Genomic DNA, 16443 nt, shown 5'->3' with positions numbered 1-16443 from the left:
ACTGGCGGGCCAGCCACTCCGACAGCCGCGTCGGCGCGACCTGCACGCCCTCGCCGGGCAGCAGGCTCTTGCGCTCCAGCACCGCCCCGAAGTACTGCGCCTGCGGATCGGTGACCACCTCGCGCGGATCGGAACGCGCCGTCAGCACTGTGCGAATCCACTGGTCGAGGCCGAATACCTCGGGGCCTGCGACCTCGAAGGCGCCGTTCACCGGACGGCCCGCCGCGGTGCGGCCGACGGCGGCCGCCACATCGTCGGCGGCCATCGGTTGGGCACCGGCGCCCGACAGCCGCACCGTGCCGCCGGTGGTCGCCGAGTCGGCGATGGCACCCGCGAACTCGAAGAACTGCGTCGCGTGCACGAGCGAGTACGGCAGACCCGAGCCCTTGATCAGTTCCTCCTGCGCCACCTTCGCCCGGAAGTACCCGGACTCCGGCAACCGCTCCGTGCCCACCACCGACAGTGCGACGTAGTGGCCGACGCCCGCCTCCCCGGCGGCGGCGAGCAGATTCGTGGTGGAGGTCTGGAAGAAGTTCATGACGTCGTCGTCGGCGAACGACGGCGAATTGGAGACATCGACCACTACCTCCGCGCCCTGCAGCACCTCCTTCACGCCTTGACCAGTGAGTGTGTTCACCCCCGTGCTGGGCGCGGCCGGAACCGCTTGGTGGCCGTGCTCCTCCAGCCGAGCGACGAGTTTCGAGCCGATAAGTCCGGTGCCGCCGATGACGACGATCTTCATGCGCATTCCTTCCGTTCGAATGTTGCTTCGGGGGCCGGCGAGGTCCCCCTGTATCGAGGACAGGACGGTCGGCCATTTCGTGACATGCCCCGGGTACCCACGGCTGCCTGGCGATCACCGCCGGTGGCGGCGGCCACCGGCGGTCAGCCCCACTAGGCCCGCTGTTCCGGCGGCACGTACTCGAAGGTCGGGCCCGCGGTCGTTCGCCCGTCACCGCTCGGCATCTTCATCAGAGCCTGGGCCTGGGACTTCAAGGCGTACATCGCCCCTACGGCGTCTCTCATCTGCGAAGGACTGCGTTGAAAGTGTCTTCCAGCAGATAGAGCAACAGGCAGTAGGCGTTGTTGAACTCCTCTTGCGCGAGGCGGACGGGGCTGCCTTCGGGACAGTCGGCCGTGCGCGGATTGGGCCGCATGGGCAGGACGCCCTCGGGGTCGACACCGATCGGTTCGCCGGTCGGACCGGACCGCGGCGTGTCACCGAGACGGAATCGCCTGCCTTTCCGCCAGCGCCAGATGCAGCATCTCCTCGACGAACACGCTGCCGATCACCTGCGCCGCTTCGGCATTGCGGCCCGGATCCAACGAGTACAGCGCACACAGGCGGGGCGGGCTGGTCGCGTGCTCGAGTGTGACGAGATCCGTCAGGCCACGATGTCGAACAGCGTCAGCTCCCGCGCCGCGGCCGCGCGCTGTTCGGCGCGCTCACGGATCGCACACGTCGGCCCGATACCCTGCGCGACCGATTCCGCCGACACCAGCCAGCCGTGACAACGGCGGCAATGCGCCACCAGCCTGATCTCGGGACGGTCATCGATCTCGGCCATCTCGCACTCCTTCGGCCGCAGTGGTCTCCCCACCCAGAGAGTGACAGAGGGGACTGACACCTTCCGACGATCTCTCCTATCGAGACCGACTGCGCTGCAAGACATCTTGCGATGCGGAGTTCAGGACACACCCGACCCCTAATCGCGTGATGCCGGGGCGAGCAAACCGTCGATCACGTGTCGCGCCATCGCTACCCGGTCGTCGTCGCCCAGGCGCACGGCCAGATTGACGGCATTGAGCAGGGCGATCACGTGGAAGGCTGCCGATTCGGGATCGATCGCGGCTATCTCACTGCCTGCGACGGCCTTCCGGAACTGTGTCGCGAGCGTCGTGTGCCAGGCATGTTGTTGCTGTTGCAATAGGTCGAGGACAGGCCCGGGGTGGCTGTCGAATTCCGGCAGGTTCGCGCCCCAGAAGCAGCCACCGGGAAACAGTGGCTTTACGGCGTAGTCGATCCACCGATCGATCAGGGCGCGAATGCGTGCAACGCCCGCGGGGGACCGCAGGGCGGGTCGGACGACCGCATCGACGAAGGCCTCACGGGCCGCTTCCGCGGTGGCGAGTTGCAGTCCCTCCTTGGTCCGGAACAGGGTCTGGATTCCCGCCTTGCTGATGCCGAGATCCTCGGCCAGACGCCCGAAGCTGAGCCCGTCGAGCCCGTCCAGCGAGGCGATGTCGACCGCTCGCCGGGTCACGATCCGCCGCGACTGCGCGCCGCGCAGTAAACGCCGGTCGGTGGTTTCCTCGGCAGCCCGTCGCTCAGATGTCGCCATACGGTCGATCGTATGCCGTCGGCTCGGTCCGTGGTATTGCCACCGTGCCGGCATTGCCGTGTCGAGCCGTGCCGAGATGCTCCGCGCTCCCGATCGGAGCGGTTGAAATTAACATACGGTCGGACGTATGTTCTTTGAGACTTCGTCGTTCCGAGGTCGGACCGTGTGGACAAGAGGGGATTCCTGATGCATGAGATAGCCGAGACGGCGACGCCACGGCCGACTCGGGATCATTCGACCGCGATCGTGTGGGTGCTGTGCTCGGCCGCGTTCATGGCGATGCTCGACGTGTTCGTGGTGAACGTCGCCTTCACCGAGATCGGTGAGTCGTACCGGGGTTCGTCGCTGGCGGACCTCAGCTGGGTCCTCAAGGGGTACGCGATCGTCTATGCGGCGCTGTTGATTCCGGCCGGGCGTTTCTCGGATCGATTCGGGCGCAAGGCGGGATTCCTGGTCGGGCTCGGCATTTTCACACTGGCCAGCCTGGCCTGCGCGCTGGCGCCGTCACTTGAACCCGGATGGCGCCGAGTTGCTCGGGAACATCACGGTTTTCGAGGATCCAGTCGGATCCCTTGCCGCCGACGAGTGCGCGCATGGTCACGGTCTTCTCCTACGGTGCGTTCGGGTCGTCGACGGCGGTCAGTCGCCGAGTTCGGGTGGTGTGGTGGCCAGCAGGCGCGGGTCCGGTTCGGCCCCGGCCATCGCGAGGGCTCCGGCGACGGCGCGGCCGAGCTTGAGCAGGTCACGCGGATCGCGCTTGTCGAGCCCGCCCACCAGCTGTTTGAGGATGGTGAGCTGGTCGAAGTAGATCCGCTCGGTCACCAGGTTCTCGTGCTCGTCGAAGACGAAGTAGGCCGTCATCCTCGTGCGGTGCCTGGAACCGGTCGGGGGAATCTTGCCGAGCGGGCCGAGATGTGTTCCGAGCAGCCAGAATTCGACGATCACCGCGTCGTGGCTGTGCCGGAGCGCGATGAGCTCGTGATCCTGATCGGGGAAGGCGACGCGGGTGTCGTGGTAGTAGTCGCGCACTTCGCCGTCCCCGTCGTGCACGAGCATCTGCGCGATCAGCTCGTAGTGCGGGTGCGGGAAGGTCGACAGGGTGGCGTCCCAGTCCTGGCGGACCTCGTCATGAAAATGGTCGAGCACCAATTTCTCGCGTGCGCGCAGGACGTCTTCGGACGGCAGGTTGAATCGTGATGACACGGAAGTACTCCTCAAAGACTCGGTCCGTGGGTGATGTGACCGTGGCTGAATGTGGGCCGGGTGCCCGGGTTGGTCCATGCGCCGGTGAGCTCACTGGAGGGGAAGAACTGCAGGAATCGCGGGTCGGTCTCGCTGCGGTCGGCCAGCGTCTTCTCGAGAATGATCGAGTTGTACTGTTCGGCGGTCGTTTCGATCGTATTGGCGTTGAGCACGACCTCCTGCTGCCAGCGCGCCGCCCACGCCGCCAGGCCGGGTAACCGGGAGTGCTCGGGAGTCAGTGCCTCGGTGGCGATCACGTTCTCACTGCTGACCCAGATACCGGTCGAGGTGTTGAGCACCAGACTCTGGTTGCCGAATACGTGCCCCGGCGTCTTGACGACAGCGACGCCCGGCCCGAGCACCACCGAGCCCTCGATGGGCAGGAACGCCTCGGCGGGCACGTCTCGGTACGCCGCTGGCTGATACCACGGGCGCTGCAGTGGATGCAGTTCGGCCATCGCGGCCAGCTCGTCACGCTGCACGATCACCTTCGCGTTCGGGAAGATCGCCCGCGGCGTGCACTCGAGATCGTCCTGATGGACCGTGGCGCCGACCCACCGGCGCAAGTCCTGGGTGTGCAGGTGGTCGAACATCAGGTAGTCGACTTCCTCGGGCCCGATCCCCAACCGCGCGAGATGGCCCAGCACGGTGCCGTGCTCGCGAACGACCCGCCGCTCGAGCACTCGCGGGGTGCGCTGCGACAGGTTGGCGAAATACGGCGTGTACCTACCTAGTTCGACATCCGAGGGCTCGAACAGCAGTGTCCGGCGGCGATGGGCGGAGTCGTGCCAGCGGACCACGAGCATCCGGTTGGTGATCGACAGGAACGGCGCGATCGCCCGCGAAGCACGGAACAGACCGAACCGTGTCGGATACGGCAGTGTCACCAGGTCGCATGTCGTGACGCTGTCCGGTGTGCCGGTGCTCGGGAACTCGCGGCGGAACGAGCGTGCCCGTTCCCGAACCACCCGCAACCGGGCACCGGGACTGTCGTCGCCTTTCGTCGCGTCGCCGAAGGCGTCGATACGGTCCCCCACGGCCGGAAGGTCGTCGACGGTGGTCGGACCCCAGGGAAAGCGCATTCGGATCTCCAATATCCACAGTGTGGGTTTTCGTGGAGACGAACTTATACCCACGATGTGGATTCAATCAAGGGGTTACGGAAAGATGGCGATATGACCACTCCTGCCTCCACCACCCGCCGCGGACGACCGCCGAAAGGCGCGGCCCAGCTCACCCGCGCCGGGATCGTCGAGGCAACCCTCGAAGTCATCGGCACCGAGGGAGTCGGCGGCGTCGGCGTGCGAGCCGTCGCACGCGTGCTCGGCGTCGACCCGAAAAGCCTGTACAACCACGTCGACGGCAAAGACGGCCTGCTCGACGCGGTCACCGAGCACTTCCTGGGCTCGATCGCACTGCCACCCCTCGCGGGCGACCTACGAGGCGATCTGCGCGCCATCGCCGACGCATTCCGAGACCGCGCCTTGCTACACCCCGAAGCCGCCGCGCTCGTGCTCACCCGGCAACTGGCCTCGTTCGAGGGCTTGGCGCCGATTCAGCGGGTCCTCGAGGTTTTGCGCGCCGCCGACTGCGACCCGCGGGAAGCCGTCCACCTGATGCGCACCTTGCTCGCCGCACTCATCGGAACCCTGCTTCGCGAAGTCAACGCGGGCCCCACCTACGGCACCGACGACACCGAAGGCATCGCCGAACGCCAAGCCACGCTCGAACACTCGGGACTTCCCGCCGTAGCCGAGGCGGCTCCCTACCTGGCGCGATTCGACAGCCGGGCCGAGTACGAGTACGCGATGAACCTCGCCCTCGACGCGGCGGTCGCCCGTATCGAGAACTCGTCGCGAATTTCGCGGTAGCGACCGGGGCGGGCACGACGGGCAGCATCGGAGCCGACAGCAGCGAGGGATCGTTACTGTCGCCCAGCGCCACGGGCGGTCAAGTGCTCCCGCCACTGCTCCATGGCCTGCCGCAGGGCCTCGCCCACGATCTGTCGACCCGCGCAGCCGCAGCGTGTCACGGGGTCCGCTGTGGGCCTCGTGACACGGCGGCGTGGCAGGTCAGGGACGTCTGATCGAGCAGGGTGAGGTAGGTATCGAGCTGGGCCGCGCCGGCGAGAAGGTTGCGGCTGCGGGTGGTCAGCCGGTCCTGCCAGGAGTCGAGGAAGGCGCTCAGCGCGTCCGCCCCGCCCGCCCTGCGCAGCGAGGCGATGAACTGCGCGACCTGGGGCAGCAGGTAGCCGCCCCGGCGCAGCTGCCGTGCGATCTCGGCGTCGCGCACGCAGTCCGGTCCGTATTCGCGGTAACCCGTTGCCCGATCGCGTTCGGGGCGCAGGATGCCCTGGGTCTCCCAGGCACGCAGCGTGGCCGGATGCACGCCGAGCCGACGCGCGAGCTCACCGACGGTCAGCGGTCGACCGGTCACCGGGGTCGGCATTGTGGTGGAGAGGCTGCCCAGGGCTGATGCGACCTCGGTGCGGGTGTCGCGTTCGGCGAGCAGCGCGACGTGTGCGGCGTCGATGAGCCGGTAGGCGGACTCGGCATCTCCTTGGTTGGTCGCGCGCATGATTTCCGTTGCGCGCTGGTGCCCATGGCCACCGCGCAACGCGAGGAAGGCGCGTAGGGCCTGCGCGTGCAAGGGCGTGTAGCGCCGGTAACCGGACGCGCTCCGCTCGGTCGGCGGGAGGATGCCCGCGTCGTCGTAGTTGCGGATCGCCTGTGCGGACAACCCGTGTTCCCGGGCAAGGTCGATGGGACGCAGCTTGCACCTCCGATTGAGGCTTTGATCTCTGAATCCCCGGTAAAAGTCGCCGAAGATTCACTGGAATATTCAACGATACTGTCGAGGGCAGTGCCTTCCGAAAAGGGGTGTTCATGTCCACCGCCGCAACACTGCGTGAAATCGGCCGCCAGCTCGACGACCCGGCCGGCCTGGGCCGTGCCGTCGACGAACTGCTCGCCGCGCGGACCGAGCCGCCGGCTCTACTCGCCCTCGGCGAGCCGACACACGGGATCGAGGCGTTCCCGTTGCTGCGCAACGAACTTCTCGGACACCTCGTCGAACGGGGGTACCGGTCGATCGTGTTGGAGATCGACTTCTTCGCCGCGTCTGTCGTCGACGACTACGTGGCAGGGGCACCGGCGGAGATCGACACGGTGCTCGCGACCGGGTTCAGCCACGGGTTCGGCGCCGTGCCCGGCAACCGTGAACTCGTCGAATGGCTTCGCGCGCACAATGCCGACCGCGCGCCGCAGGATCGAGTTCGCTTCCACGGCTTCGACGCGCCGGTGGAGTACTCCGGTGCGCCGAGCCCGCGACGTGCACTGTCCTCGGTCATCGACTACCTGCCCGCAGCGCTGTAGCCCGAATCAGTCCGCGACCTCGGCGCGCTGCTCGGCGAGGACGCGGACTGGACGAACCAGGCCGCCATGTTCGACCCGGCGGCGTCCATCGGCGACTCCGATCGCGCTCGCGCCCTGCGCATCGTCGCGGACGATCTCGCCAGCGCACTGCGCCGCGCGGCACCCCGACTGCGTCCCGCCGACCCCACCGGTTACGACCACGCCGTCGCGCACGCGCGCACCGCCCAGGGTCTGCTGCGCTATCACGCGGCGATGGCCAGTCCCGCACCCGATCGCATCGCGACCCTGCTCAGCCTGCGCGCCGAGATGATGGCCGAGAACCTGCTCGCGATCGTCGCGCAGGAGCAGCGACGCGGGCCGAGCCTGGTGTTCGCGCACAACAGCCACCTCCGGCGGGCGCACCCCGACATGTCGATCGGCGAGGACGACGGGAACTGGTGCAACGCAGGCGCACTCGTCGGGCTCGCACTCGGCGAGCGTTACGCGTTCCTGGCAACCGACGCCAGCCCCGACAGCGATCCGGGCACCCTCCAGCGTGTGTTGGCCGAGGCGACCACCCGCCGCGCCCTGTTCCCCGCGGCGGCCCTGCGCGCCTCGCTTCCTCCATCGATCGGCACGAGCAAACCGATTGTGCCCGGTCACATCCCGCTCGATCCGGCAGATTTGCATGGCACCGACGCGGTTATCTTCGTCGCCGACACCGACGGAAAACGGCATCAGTACTGGTAGTAGCCCCCAAGGGGACGCAATGGGCCGCATGTGAGTCTGCAGCAAGCCCTCGCTTGGAGAAACACGCTCATCTGCCGCTGACCACGCTGTTCGATACGACCGCAACACAATTGGCCCGAAAGGGGACCGAGCCCAATCCGTATCCTCAGGGTTTTCGCGGCGCGGCTGGACACACCGAAGGTATGCCCAGCCACGATCACCGCCGTTGGCGCCGACCGGCTTTGGTCCGAGCGTCCAGTACGTCGCGTCGAGCGCCGCGCGAGAGTCGCATCAAGCGTTCCGCCTCGCTGATCGAGGCAGCGTGGTTGAGTATCCAGCGAAGGCTACGTTCGGGCTTGTTCAGCGCTCTGAGCCAGAACAGCTCTGAGATGGCCTCCGTAAGAACGGGAACCAGCGCTGTGAGGACAAGCACGATGGCGCCGATGACTAATCCAGGGGTGTGGTGGCCTACAGCGGCCACGACGGCGAACGGCAGACTGCCGATGGTTCTCGAGCTAGCCGACATGCTCGTCACCGCCCCGCCGAGCGGTGAGCATTGTCGATCATGGTTTGCCTCCTCGGGCTTGTGGTTCTGGAGGCTTGGGATCGGAGAGGATCGAATCTCCCCCAAAGTTGGCGGACTTCTCAGGAAATTCTCAGGAATCTCGTCAGGAGCCCGGTGGTGACCACCGAGCCGCGCTGGTCCCAGGTGCCGGACGCAGGGTTGGTCGAGCGCGTGCGGCACCCGATCGATCGGGACGAGCAGGAGGCGGCGCTCTGCGAGATCTTCCGGCGTTACCAAAAGGCCATGTCCACCGTCTGTGTGTACAACCTGGACGACCTGGATCGCGTGGCAGACGTCGTCCAGATCACCGTCGAGGCCGCCACGAAAGAACTGATCCGCGGGGACAACCCGCGAGAACCCGACAAATTGCGGGCGTGGCTGTGCGGGATCGCTCGCAACCGCTGCCACGAGGACCGTCGAGGCCGGAAAAGCGAAGCGCCCCTGCCCTTGAAAACATTGACGTCGGACGACGACGAGAAGGACAGCTCGAGAAGACTGGACGAGGTCAACCGCATGCTCGACCTCGTCGCCGAGACATTCACCCCGCGGCAGCGAAAGATCTACCGATTACATATACGTCAAGAATTACATGGGAAAGCTTTGGCTACCGCCCTTTCGGTCAGCGCGAAGAATGCCTACAAATTCGCCTATGAGAACAAGATCCGGCTGGACGAGGGGTTCGGCGCACTGATACTGGCCAAGCACGGTCGGCCGTTCTGCGTTCAACTCGCCGGCATTCTCGATCGGGCCGGCTGGGACGGCCGGCGTGACGAGCAGTTCACCCGTGTCCTGCGGCAGCGCGTCGTCCGCCATCTCGGCACCTGCCGGCAGTGCGACAACTGTGGCACCTGCGACCAGCAGCAGTCCCGGCTCAAGATGGTCTATGCGCCAGTCTTGATCCCCATTCTCATCGCGCCGGAACTGACCGAGAAGATACCCGAGATCATTCGTCGAATTCTCGACGAGGAAGAGCGCGATCGCACGAACAAGCGCGACGGCATGAACAGTGCTGCCGCCGGCGTGGTTCTGGCCACCGCTGCGGCCGACCAGAAAGTCGAGAAGAACAATTGGGTGCTGGATGGATTCTTGTCCTTTCTCAAGGCAATATTTGTGCTTTTCCTCGTCGCCACGATCGGTCCCAAGTTGTTCCCCAATGTCTTCGACAAGCTGCCGAACTGGCCGAACACGCAGAACGCGGCCACGGTGCGGTTGGAGATCTGGGTTCCCGGAGGCTACGAGGTGTACGTCACCCCGGCCGGCGTGACGTGCACTCCGACGTTGCGGAAGAACTGCGACATCCGGATGCGACCCGGTACCCGTGTGACGCTCACCTCGCGACGAGGGGAGTTCGCGTCCGGCGGGCCGCTGACGTGGATGGGTTGCCCCGCAGGCTCGAACTCCTCCGGCAACTCCTGCACGTTCGTGCCGACCGGCAGAGCCACGGTCTGCCTCATCGAGTCCGGATACCAAGGAGTGCCCTGGGACTGGTGCCGCGGCAAACGATGAACACCCGGCCGGGGGGGTTGCTCGGTGACTCGCTCACGGCCCCTGGTGCCCCGGCGAACCCCTGGGGCAGCGATATAGCCGGTTATGGTTGATTTACCACGCGGGCTACGGCGCGCGGGCCTGGGTCCGGTGCTCAGAGCGGCAGAGCAGGAAACGAGTGTGGCGTTGAGGGAGAATACCGACGTGATCGACGCAATCAGGAAGAAGTTCAGAGATCAGCTCGGGGTACCGGCGATCGTGGCGCAGACGGGTGCCACGGCACTCGTCGCCTGCTAGCTCGATGTCGGACCGGGAAGTGCCGGGACGGGGATCCCAGCCGGAGCCCCGCGGAACCAGGTTCGATGCGATGGAACGGCTGCGCAGAAAGCTGGAAGGTACGAAGGCTGCCGAGACCGGTTCCCCCGAGGCGGGCGACGGCACGTCGAAAATCACCCGGCTGCCGCGTCGACCGCGGCGAATTTCAGAAGCCGGTGACCGTCCCCACAAACCTTGGCGTCCGGAAGGCGGCTCCGTCTACGATCCTGCACCGACCAGGCCCGTGCTGCGATCGGAACTGCAACTCGAGACAGGGGCGTGGCCGCTCGACCCCGGTGCCGCGCGGCACCCCGCTCCGGAGGATGCTCCGGGCAGCGCCGAGCATCATGGGAGTGTCATCGATCTCGGCGCAGCGCGGCGGAAACGAGCTGGTGACGATGCCCCGGCCGCCGGCATTCGGCGCATGGCCAGACCGCGCAGAATTGCCCCAAGGGCAGGCGAGGGATCCGGCACCGATGGTGATCAAGACAGTGGCCGCAATGGTGACACCGATCCTCCACAGTCGGACGGACCCGCCCGGCGGCACTGACTCTGCCCGATGCCGTCGCCGCAGTCGCGCCGGGCGAATCAGAAGCAGACAGAACGCCAGATCGTGCCGCAGAATCAGCGGTTCAGATCGGCCGAACCACTGGAAATCTCGCTGTTGCCGATCTACCGGGGCCTGAGCCTGCGTGGGAGCTACGGACATCAGCACCACACCGGACAGCAGGGCACCCGCGACGATGTGGCGATCGACTCGAATCATCTCGATCGAAACCCCTGCGGCACAACCACTTTCATATATCACGATGCACAGCGGTTTGCGGTGTGGAGTTCCGAAGCCACATAGCCTCTGCCCGATCAGCACCGATCCCACCGCGACGCCGAATATCCTGCAATGCCGATTTCCGTGCGCGCCCGACGAGTGCGGGGAACCTCATCGCTTACCGTGAAGCCGTTGATCCTGATGAGCCTGGCTGCGTTCGAACCGTCACATCCGGCAGTGCTGCCTCGTCTCCCTGTCGGCAACACACGACAACGAAGGACCAAGCGTGCAAGCCATCATCGTTGAAGATCGTGACGCCGGCGTCGCTGGGATGACACTGACTCACGACCTGCCGTACCCCCACGCCGTCGAGAACGACGTGATCGTGAAAGTACACGCCGCCGGGTTCACCCGCGGCGAGCTGGACTGGCCCGGCACCTGGACCGACCGCGCAGGCCGGGACCGGACCCCGAGCGTGCCCGGGCACGAACTGTCGGGGGTGATCGTCGAGCTGGGTTACGGCACAACAGGTTTGACCGTCGGCCAGCGGGTCTTCGGCCTGGCCGACTGGACCCGCAACGGCACACTGGCCGAATACACCGCGGTGGAAGCCCGCAACCTCGCTCCCCTGCCCGCCGATATCGACCACACCGTGGCCGCCGCGCTGCCGATCTCGGGGCTGACCGCCTGGCAGGGCCTATTCGACCACGCCCGCCTCACCACCGGTCAGACCGTCCTGATCCACGGCGCTGCCGGCGGTGTCGGCTCGATCGCGGTGCAACTCGCCCGCGAGGCGGGGGCCCGAGTCATCGGCACCGGCCGGGCCCGCGACCGCGACCGCGCGCTCACGTTCGGCGTGCACACCTTCCTGGCCCTGGACACCGAGCCGCTGGAGCAGGTCGGCGAGGTCGACGTGGTGTTCGACGTGATCGGCGGAGACGTCCTGGATCGCTCGACCACCCTGGTACGCGCAGGCGGAACCCTGGTCACCATCGCCGTGCCACCCACGATCCAGCCCGACAACGGACGTGCCGTCTTCTTCGTCGTCGAACCCGACCGGACCCAACTCACCGAACTCGCCACGCGCCTGCGCGACGGCCGCATCAAGCCGGCCGTCGGCGCCGTCCGCCCCCTCGCCGAAGCACCCGACGCCTTCGGTCCCGGCACGCACAGCCCCGGCAAGACGATCATCCGTGTCAGCGACGAATGAACACACCGGAACTGGCCTCCCGAAGCCGAAAACCTCTGGTGCGCCGCACGTCCTGTAATGCGGAGGACGTAGACCACCGCCCACTCCACGAACGCCGGTGCCAGGCATGGCTCAGCCCGGGCGGAGGTTCGTGACCGACAGGCCGTGCTCGGCGCGCAGGCGGGCGGCCACGAGCGATCGGTGGCATGCCTCCGGATCGCGCTCGACGCAGAAGAGGGCGGTTGCCGAGTCGCTCGGAAACCCGGCTACGAGGGCGCCGAGGTCGAACGGGTCGAGGATCTCACGGGTGTAGCGCTCGGCGTACTCGGGCGCCAGTGCGATGCGGTTGCGCTTGCCCACGCCCTGGCGGTCGTCCTCGCGGTACTGGAGCAGGCGCAGCTCGGTCGTCGGCGCCAGCTCCGGCACATGCCGGTAGCCGATGCCCGCCGCGGCGAGCGCGCGCTGGAGCTGCGCCGAATTCGCCCAGGAGTAGTCGTGGCCCCGAACGCCGCGGCGTTGGCGGAGGTCGAGCAGCAACCCCACGCCCTCGCCGGTGAGCTTCTCGAGGAAGGCTTCGGCCGTGAAGCCGTAGACGCCGATCGTCACCATTCTCGGCACCGGAAATCACCTACCTGCTCCTTGTGCCGGTTCAACCGGACGCCCTGCCGGAGGCGGCGAGGTCGCGTCACGCGACGGCGGTCCCCTCGAGCTCGACCATCAGGACGGGGATCGCCAGCCGCGTCACTCCGAGCATCGTGGTGGTCGGTGCCACCCCGGCGGCGCCCAATCGCGACGCCAGCACGCCGTAGTGCTGGAAAAGCAGATCGACGTCGGTGGTGTAGACGTTGAGCCGGACGAGATTCGCGAGGGACATGCCTGCCTCGCCGAGAACGACCTCCAGGTTGTCGAGACTCAACGCCAACTGCGCCGCCATGTCGCCGGGATGTCGGGGCTCGCCGTCGCCGCTCATCGCGGTCTGCCCGGCGCAGTACAGGGTCCGGGTGTGCCCGGAGACGATCTCACCCTGGTTGTACCCCATCTCCACCGACCACGCCCACGGGTTGACCGCCGTTCGCTCCATTGCCACATCAGCACCATTCGATTCATCGAGAGTGCGTACGTCCATCGGCTCGATAGCCACGATCTTGTTTGTCATATCGATAGCCTCCCAACAAATCACGACATCCTGTGTCGTGTATTCCGGTAGAGTTTTCGTATGCGCGCCGACCGGTTGGTCTCGCTGGTGCTGCTGCTGCGCCAGCACGGTCGGCTGTCCGCGACCGCGCTGGCCCGCGAGCTGGAGGTGTCCACCCGCACCGTGCTGCGCGACATCGAGGCGCTGTCCGTGGCCGGCGTCCCGGTCTACGCCGAACGCGGCAGGCACGGCGGTTTCGCATTGTTGCCCGGTTTCCAGACCGAGCTCACCGGGCTGAACCACGACGAGGCGCTTGCCCTGCTGGTCGCCGGATCGCGGCGCGGCGCACAGGCATTCGGCCTCGGCTCGGCGCTCGCTTCGGGCATGCGCAAGGTGGTCGACGCGCTACCCGAGAGCTATCGGGCCACCGCGGCAGGCGCGGCCCAGCGATTGCTCATCGACCCGGAGACCGACCTCCTCTCGCGCAGGCTGGTCGCCGAGGAGGTGCCCGACGCCGTAGTGACCGAGGTCCGGCGCGCGGTGTTCGCCGGACACAAGCTGCGCATTCGCTACGCGGCCGTGGACCAGACCCCGAAGTGGCGCACGGTGGACCCGATCGGCCTGGTCACCGTGCGCGGTCAGGGCTACTTGCTGGCCGCGAGGTCCGGCGCGGACCGCACCTACAGGCTGTCGCGGATCTTGGCCGCCGAGGAGCTCGCCGAACCCGCAGAGCGACCAGACCGGGTCGATCTGGACCGGGCCTGGCAGGAACGCAGCACGCAGTTCCGGACCGGCGGCGACCAAGTCACCGTGCTGGTACGGGTGAACCCGGCACAGCGGGAGGAACTGCTGGGCACCGCGCTGGCCGTCCTCGCCGAGGAAACCGACGCAGACGGCTGGCTGCGGCTGGAGGTGACGTTCCAAGATCCAAGGCACGCCGAATGGGCGCTGTGGCAGCTCGCTACGAACGCGGAAGCCTTGGACCCGCAGTGGTTGCGCACCTCCCTGCGCAACCGCGCCGCCGCGATCACCACCTGTTACGGAGTGTCATCCTGAGAGTCCGGGCCGACACCGAACTCGCTGCGCGCCGCCATGGCCAGCGGTCGGGCGAACAGTCTTTCAGCCCGAGAGGAACACGACAAGTACTGAGATATCTATCCCGTTGTGCGAAACGGCATTTCATGGCTTGTGCCAATGGCACCAGCCCGCTGCCAACACAATGACCTGGGGTGGGCCACCTCTGATGATGGATCGAGTGCGTGACATTGCCGGTGAAGGTGGCCCGTTCGACCTTCCCGTTGTGCGAAGCGGCATTTCATGTCCTCTGCGGCAGGCCAATAACGTCGGATTCATGGAGTGGAATTTTCGTTCGGCCGAAGAGCTTTCAGCTGCCTTGCGTGCCGGTGAGGTGACCTCGGTGGAACTGACCGACGAGGCGATCGCCCGCATCGAGCGGGACGACAAGGTGATCAACGCGATCTGTGTGCCGAACTTCGACCGTGCGCGGGCTGCCGCACATCGTGCCGACCAGGCGCGCGCCCGCGGAGAGGACCGGCCGCTGCTCGGTATCCCGGTGACGGTCAAGGAGTCCTACAACATCGCTGGGCTGCCCACGACCTGGGGCATGCCGATGCACCGGGACTATGTGCCGGCCGAGGACGCGGTGCAGGTGTCGAGGCTCGAGGCCGCTGGCGCGGTGGTGCTCGGTAAGACCAATGTGCCGTTGGGGCTGCAAGATATACAGAGCTTCAACGAGATCTACGGCACCACCAACAACCCGTGGGATCACGATCGCACGTCCGGTGGATCCTCCGGCGGATCGGCGGCGGCGCTGGCGTGCGGATTCGGCGCGCTGTCCATCGGCTCCGACCTCGCTGGTTCGCTGCGCACCCCCGCACATTTCTGCGGCATCTACGCACACAAGCCGACAGTCGGGCTGGCGGCGACCCGCGGCATGGTCGCGCCGCCCGGACCGGCATTGCCGGACGACCTCGACCTCGCCGTCGTCGGTCCGATGGCGCGCACCGCCCGCGACCTCACACTGTTGCTGGACGTGATGGCCGGACCGGACCCACTGACGCGCGGTGTGGCATACCACTTGACGTTGCCGCCCGCGCGCCACCAGCGGCTCGCCGACTTCCGAGTCTTGGTCCTCGACGAGCATCCGCTCATCCCCACCGGGTCCGCCGTGCGAGCGGGCGTGAACCGAGTGGCCGACGCGCTCGCCGACGCCGGCGCCCGCGTCGAACGGCACAGTCCGCAGTTGCCCGATCTGACCGAAGCCGCAGGGCTTTACATGCAGTTGCTGGTTTCGGGCTCCGTTGCACGCTTTCCCGTCGAAGCCTACGAGCAGCTGCAGATCCGCGCCGCCGCACTGAACGCAAACGACCGGAGTCTCGACGCGACACGGCTGCGCGCCATGGTGTTCAGCCACCGCGACTGGATCGAGGCAACCAACCGTCGCGAGCTCCACCGCCACGACTGGCGGCAGTTCTTCGCCGAGTTCGATGCCGTGGTGTGCCCGATCACGCCCACTCCTGCGTTTCCGCACGACCACAGCCCCAATCCGTTGGAACGCCAGATCGACATCGACGGCATCGCGTACCCGTACTTCGATCAGCTCGTCTGGGCCGGTCTGGCAACCATGCCCGGCCTGCCTGCCACCGCCATCCCTGCGGGCCGGTCCCCCGAGGGGCTACCGGTGGGAGTGCAGCTGATCGGTCCGATGTTCGAGGACCGCACCCCATTACGGCTGGCCGAACTACTCGAGCAGAAGATCGGCGGCTTCCGGACACCGAAGTAACCCACCGCCGGGTGTCCACCCAGGACGAAGCGCCCGCAGAAATCGCAACCGCCCACGACGAACCGAGAATCGTTGCAGAAGTCGACATCCGCCATTGCACGGGCGTTCGACGGCGATGTCCCCGGAATGCCACCGGCCGGTGCGCCGGAGAAAGCGAGCGAACCAACCCCAGTCCATGGCAGCCGGATACGACGGTAGCGACTGTATTTGTTCTCGGATGACCTCTGGAACTTCCTTCCAGTCGAACTTCGCCCATATCGCGGGTCCGCCGTCGGAAGGCTCGCCCAGCATTTCGAAGAGGATTGGCCATGGTCCCCAATGCAGACGTTCGGAGTCATTGAGTGCCGCTCTCACACCCGCAACGAGCTCCGTCCTGCCTGGTGCGAGACGTTCTACGAAAGCAATCAGATCAGCGTGTTGCGAATCCGAAAGAACCACGGCGCCTCCCCATCTGACACAGCTACCCTAACTCGGCGGCCAGTCGGCTAGCCCACTGAAGCCGTACTGGAACATCCGCTC

General features: G+C 66.7%; 17 protein-coding genes and 2 pseudogenes. 8 read left to right on the top strand and 11 right to left on the bottom strand.

Features of this window, described 5'->3' with window-relative positions:
- From AC3EO7_RS37385 to AC3EO7_RS37365, 5 genes are all read right to left on the bottom strand, one after another.
- Window positions 1–742: SDR family oxidoreductase (locus AC3EO7_RS37385; RefSeq protein WP_435593819.1), on the bottom strand; the 742-nt coding region annotated here is incomplete at its 3' end.
- Between the two features lie 152 nt (window positions 743–894).
- Complete coding sequence (locus AC3EO7_RS37380) at window positions 895–1026, bottom strand: hypothetical protein (RefSeq protein WP_435593818.1); 132 nt, start codon at window positions 1024–1026, stop codon at window positions 895–897.
- 192 nt (window positions 1027–1218) lie between these two features.
- Entirely contained in the window at window positions 1219–1389 is a 171-nt protein-coding gene (locus AC3EO7_RS37375; protein WP_435593821.1) for a ferritin-like domain-containing protein, read from the bottom strand.
- Window positions 1386–1568 carry a DUF6011 domain-containing protein gene (locus AC3EO7_RS37370; protein WP_068060305.1) on the bottom strand — a complete coding sequence of 61 codons (183 nt, stop codon included), beginning with the start codon at window positions 1566–1568 and terminating at the stop codon, window positions 1386–1388. Before AC3EO7_RS37370 ends, AC3EO7_RS37375 begins: the two co-directional genes overlap by 4 nt.
- A 138-nt stretch (window positions 1569–1706) precedes the next feature.
- On the bottom strand, window positions 1707–2342 hold the full coding sequence (locus AC3EO7_RS37365; RefSeq protein WP_431964561.1) for a TetR/AcrR family transcriptional regulator: 636 nt from the start codon (window positions 2340–2342) through the stop codon (window positions 1707–1709).
- Between the two features lie 273 nt (window positions 2343–2615).
- Here AC3EO7_RS37365 and AC3EO7_RS37360 point away from each other — a divergent pair.
- A pseudogene (locus AC3EO7_RS37360) lies at window positions 2616–2852 on the top strand (MFS transporter); the annotation flags it as partial.
- Here the strand turns inward: AC3EO7_RS37360 and AC3EO7_RS37355 are convergent.
- Genes AC3EO7_RS37355 through AC3EO7_RS37345 form a run of 3 tightly spaced genes read right to left on the bottom strand, consistent with a single transcriptional unit; the run spans window position 2812 to window position 4666 of the window.
- Window positions 2812–2943, bottom strand: a complete 132-nt coding sequence (locus tag AC3EO7_RS37355) for a hypothetical protein (protein ID WP_435593817.1) — start codon at window positions 2941–2943, stop codon at window positions 2812–2814. The pseudogene AC3EO7_RS37360 and the gene AC3EO7_RS37355 sit on opposite strands and share 41 nt — an antisense overlap.
- Window positions 2944–2981: 38 nt before the next feature.
- On the bottom strand, window positions 2982–3545 hold the full coding sequence (locus AC3EO7_RS37350) for an ester cyclase (protein ID WP_435593816.1): 564 nt from the start codon (window positions 3543–3545) through the stop codon (window positions 2982–2984).
- Between the two features lie 11 nt (window positions 3546–3556).
- Window positions 3557–4666: an MBL fold metallo-hydrolase gene (locus AC3EO7_RS37345; protein WP_431964569.1), complete on the bottom strand. Its 1110-nt coding sequence runs from the start codon at window positions 4664–4666 to the stop codon at window positions 3557–3559.
- Window positions 4667–4759: 93 nt separating this feature from the next.
- Here AC3EO7_RS37345 and AC3EO7_RS37340 point away from each other — a divergent pair, with 93 nt between their 5' ends.
- Complete coding sequence (locus AC3EO7_RS37340; RefSeq protein ID WP_435593815.1) at window positions 4760–5455, top strand: TetR/AcrR family transcriptional regulator; 696 nt, start codon at window positions 4760–4762, stop codon at window positions 5453–5455.
- A gap of 157 nt (window positions 5456–5612) precedes the next feature.
- Here AC3EO7_RS37340 and AC3EO7_RS37335 read toward each other — a convergent pair whose 3' ends face one another.
- A complete protein-coding gene (locus AC3EO7_RS37335; RefSeq protein ID WP_435593820.1) occupies window positions 5613–6356 on the bottom strand; it encodes a MerR family transcriptional regulator in 744 nt (247 codons plus the stop codon).
- A 113-nt stretch (window positions 6357–6469) separates the two neighbouring features.
- Here AC3EO7_RS37335 and AC3EO7_RS37330 point away from each other — a divergent pair.
- The 4 genes and pseudogenes from AC3EO7_RS37330 (at window position 6470) to AC3EO7_RS37315 (ending at window position 12007) form a co-directional block, all read left to right on the top strand.
- Window positions 6470–7687: pseudogene (locus tag AC3EO7_RS37330) on the top strand (erythromycin esterase family protein).
- A gap of 661 nt (window positions 7688–8348) precedes the next feature.
- Window positions 8349–9737, top strand: a complete 1389-nt coding sequence (locus AC3EO7_RS37325; RefSeq protein WP_435593814.1) for an RNA polymerase sigma factor — start codon at window positions 8349–8351, stop codon at window positions 9735–9737.
- Window positions 9738–10590: 853 nt separating this feature from the next.
- Window positions 10591–10881, top strand: coding sequence for a hypothetical protein (locus tag AC3EO7_RS37320; RefSeq protein ID WP_435593813.1), 291 nt, complete (start codon window positions 10591–10593; stop codon window positions 10879–10881).
- A gap of 247 nt (window positions 10882–11128) precedes the next feature.
- A complete protein-coding gene (locus AC3EO7_RS37315) occupies window positions 11129–12007 on the top strand; it encodes an NADP-dependent oxidoreductase (RefSeq protein WP_431964579.1) in 879 nt (292 codons plus the stop codon).
- A 111-nt stretch (window positions 12008–12118) separates the two neighbouring features.
- Here AC3EO7_RS37315 and AC3EO7_RS37310 read toward each other — a convergent pair whose 3' ends face one another.
- Together AC3EO7_RS37310 and AC3EO7_RS37305 are read right to left on the bottom strand one after the other, a co-directional pair.
- On the bottom strand, window positions 12119–12595 hold the full coding sequence (locus tag AC3EO7_RS37310; RefSeq protein WP_431965361.1) for a DUF488 domain-containing protein: 477 nt from the start codon (window positions 12593–12595) through the stop codon (window positions 12119–12121).
- A gap of 76 nt (window positions 12596–12671) precedes the next feature.
- On the bottom strand, window positions 12672–13067 hold the full coding sequence (locus AC3EO7_RS37305) for a RidA family protein (RefSeq protein ID WP_431965363.1): 396 nt from the start codon (window positions 13065–13067) through the stop codon (window positions 12672–12674).
- Between the two features lie 135 nt (window positions 13068–13202).
- Between AC3EO7_RS37305 and AC3EO7_RS37300 the strand changes: the two genes are divergently transcribed.
- Entirely contained in the window at window positions 13203–14177 is a 975-nt protein-coding gene (locus AC3EO7_RS37300) for a helix-turn-helix transcriptional regulator (RefSeq protein WP_431964581.1), read from the top strand.
- 295 nt (window positions 14178–14472) lie between these two features.
- Window positions 14473–15924, top strand: a complete 1452-nt coding sequence (locus tag AC3EO7_RS37295; protein WP_435593812.1) for an amidase — start codon at window positions 14473–14475, stop codon at window positions 15922–15924.
- Window positions 15925–16443: the final 519 nt, after the last annotated feature.

Source organism: Nocardia sp. bgisy118 (assembly GCF_057708605.1).
Note: the sequence above shows the minus strand (reverse complement) of the source record. Positions and strands in the feature narration are given on the sequence as shown.

Bases quoted from the DNA above. Each gene is read 5' to 3' on its own strand.
- AC3EO7_RS37380 (WP_435593818.1), bottom strand. From the start codon at position 1,026: ATGAGAGACGCCGTAGGGGCGATGTACGCCTTGAAGTCCCAGGCCCAG.
- AC3EO7_RS37370 (WP_068060305.1), bottom strand. From the start codon at position 1,568: ATGGCCGAGATCGATGACCGTCCCGAGATCAGGCTGGTGGCGCATTGC.
- AC3EO7_RS37365 (WP_431964561.1), bottom strand. From the start codon at position 2,342: ATGGCGACATCTGAGCGACGGGCTGCCGAGGAAACCACCGACCGGCGT.
- AC3EO7_RS37345 (WP_431964569.1), bottom strand. From the start codon at position 4,666: ATGCGCTTTCCCTGGGGTCCGACCACCGTCGACGACCTTCCGGCCGTG.
- AC3EO7_RS37340 (WP_435593815.1), top strand. From the start codon at position 4,760: ATGACCACTCCTGCCTCCACCACCCGCCGCGGACGACCGCCGAAAGGC.
- AC3EO7_RS37320 (WP_435593813.1), top strand. From the start codon at position 10,591: ATGCCGTCGCCGCAGTCGCGCCGGGCGAATCAGAAGCAGACAGAACGC.
- AC3EO7_RS37315 (WP_431964579.1), top strand. From the start codon at position 11,129: ATGACACTGACTCACGACCTGCCGTACCCCCACGCCGTCGAGAACGAC.
- AC3EO7_RS37310 (WP_431965361.1), bottom strand. From the start codon at position 12,595: ATGGTGACGATCGGCGTCTACGGCTTCACGGCCGAAGCCTTCCTCGAG.
- AC3EO7_RS37305 (WP_431965363.1), bottom strand. From the start codon at position 13,067: ATGGAGCGAACGGCGGTCAACCCGTGGGCGTGGTCGGTGGAGATGGGG.
- AC3EO7_RS37300 (WP_431964581.1), top strand. From the start codon at position 13,203: ATGCGCGCCGACCGGTTGGTCTCGCTGGTGCTGCTGCTGCGCCAGCAC.
- AC3EO7_RS37295 (WP_435593812.1), top strand. From the start codon at position 14,473: ATGGAGTGGAATTTTCGTTCGGCCGAAGAGCTTTCAGCTGCCTTGCGT.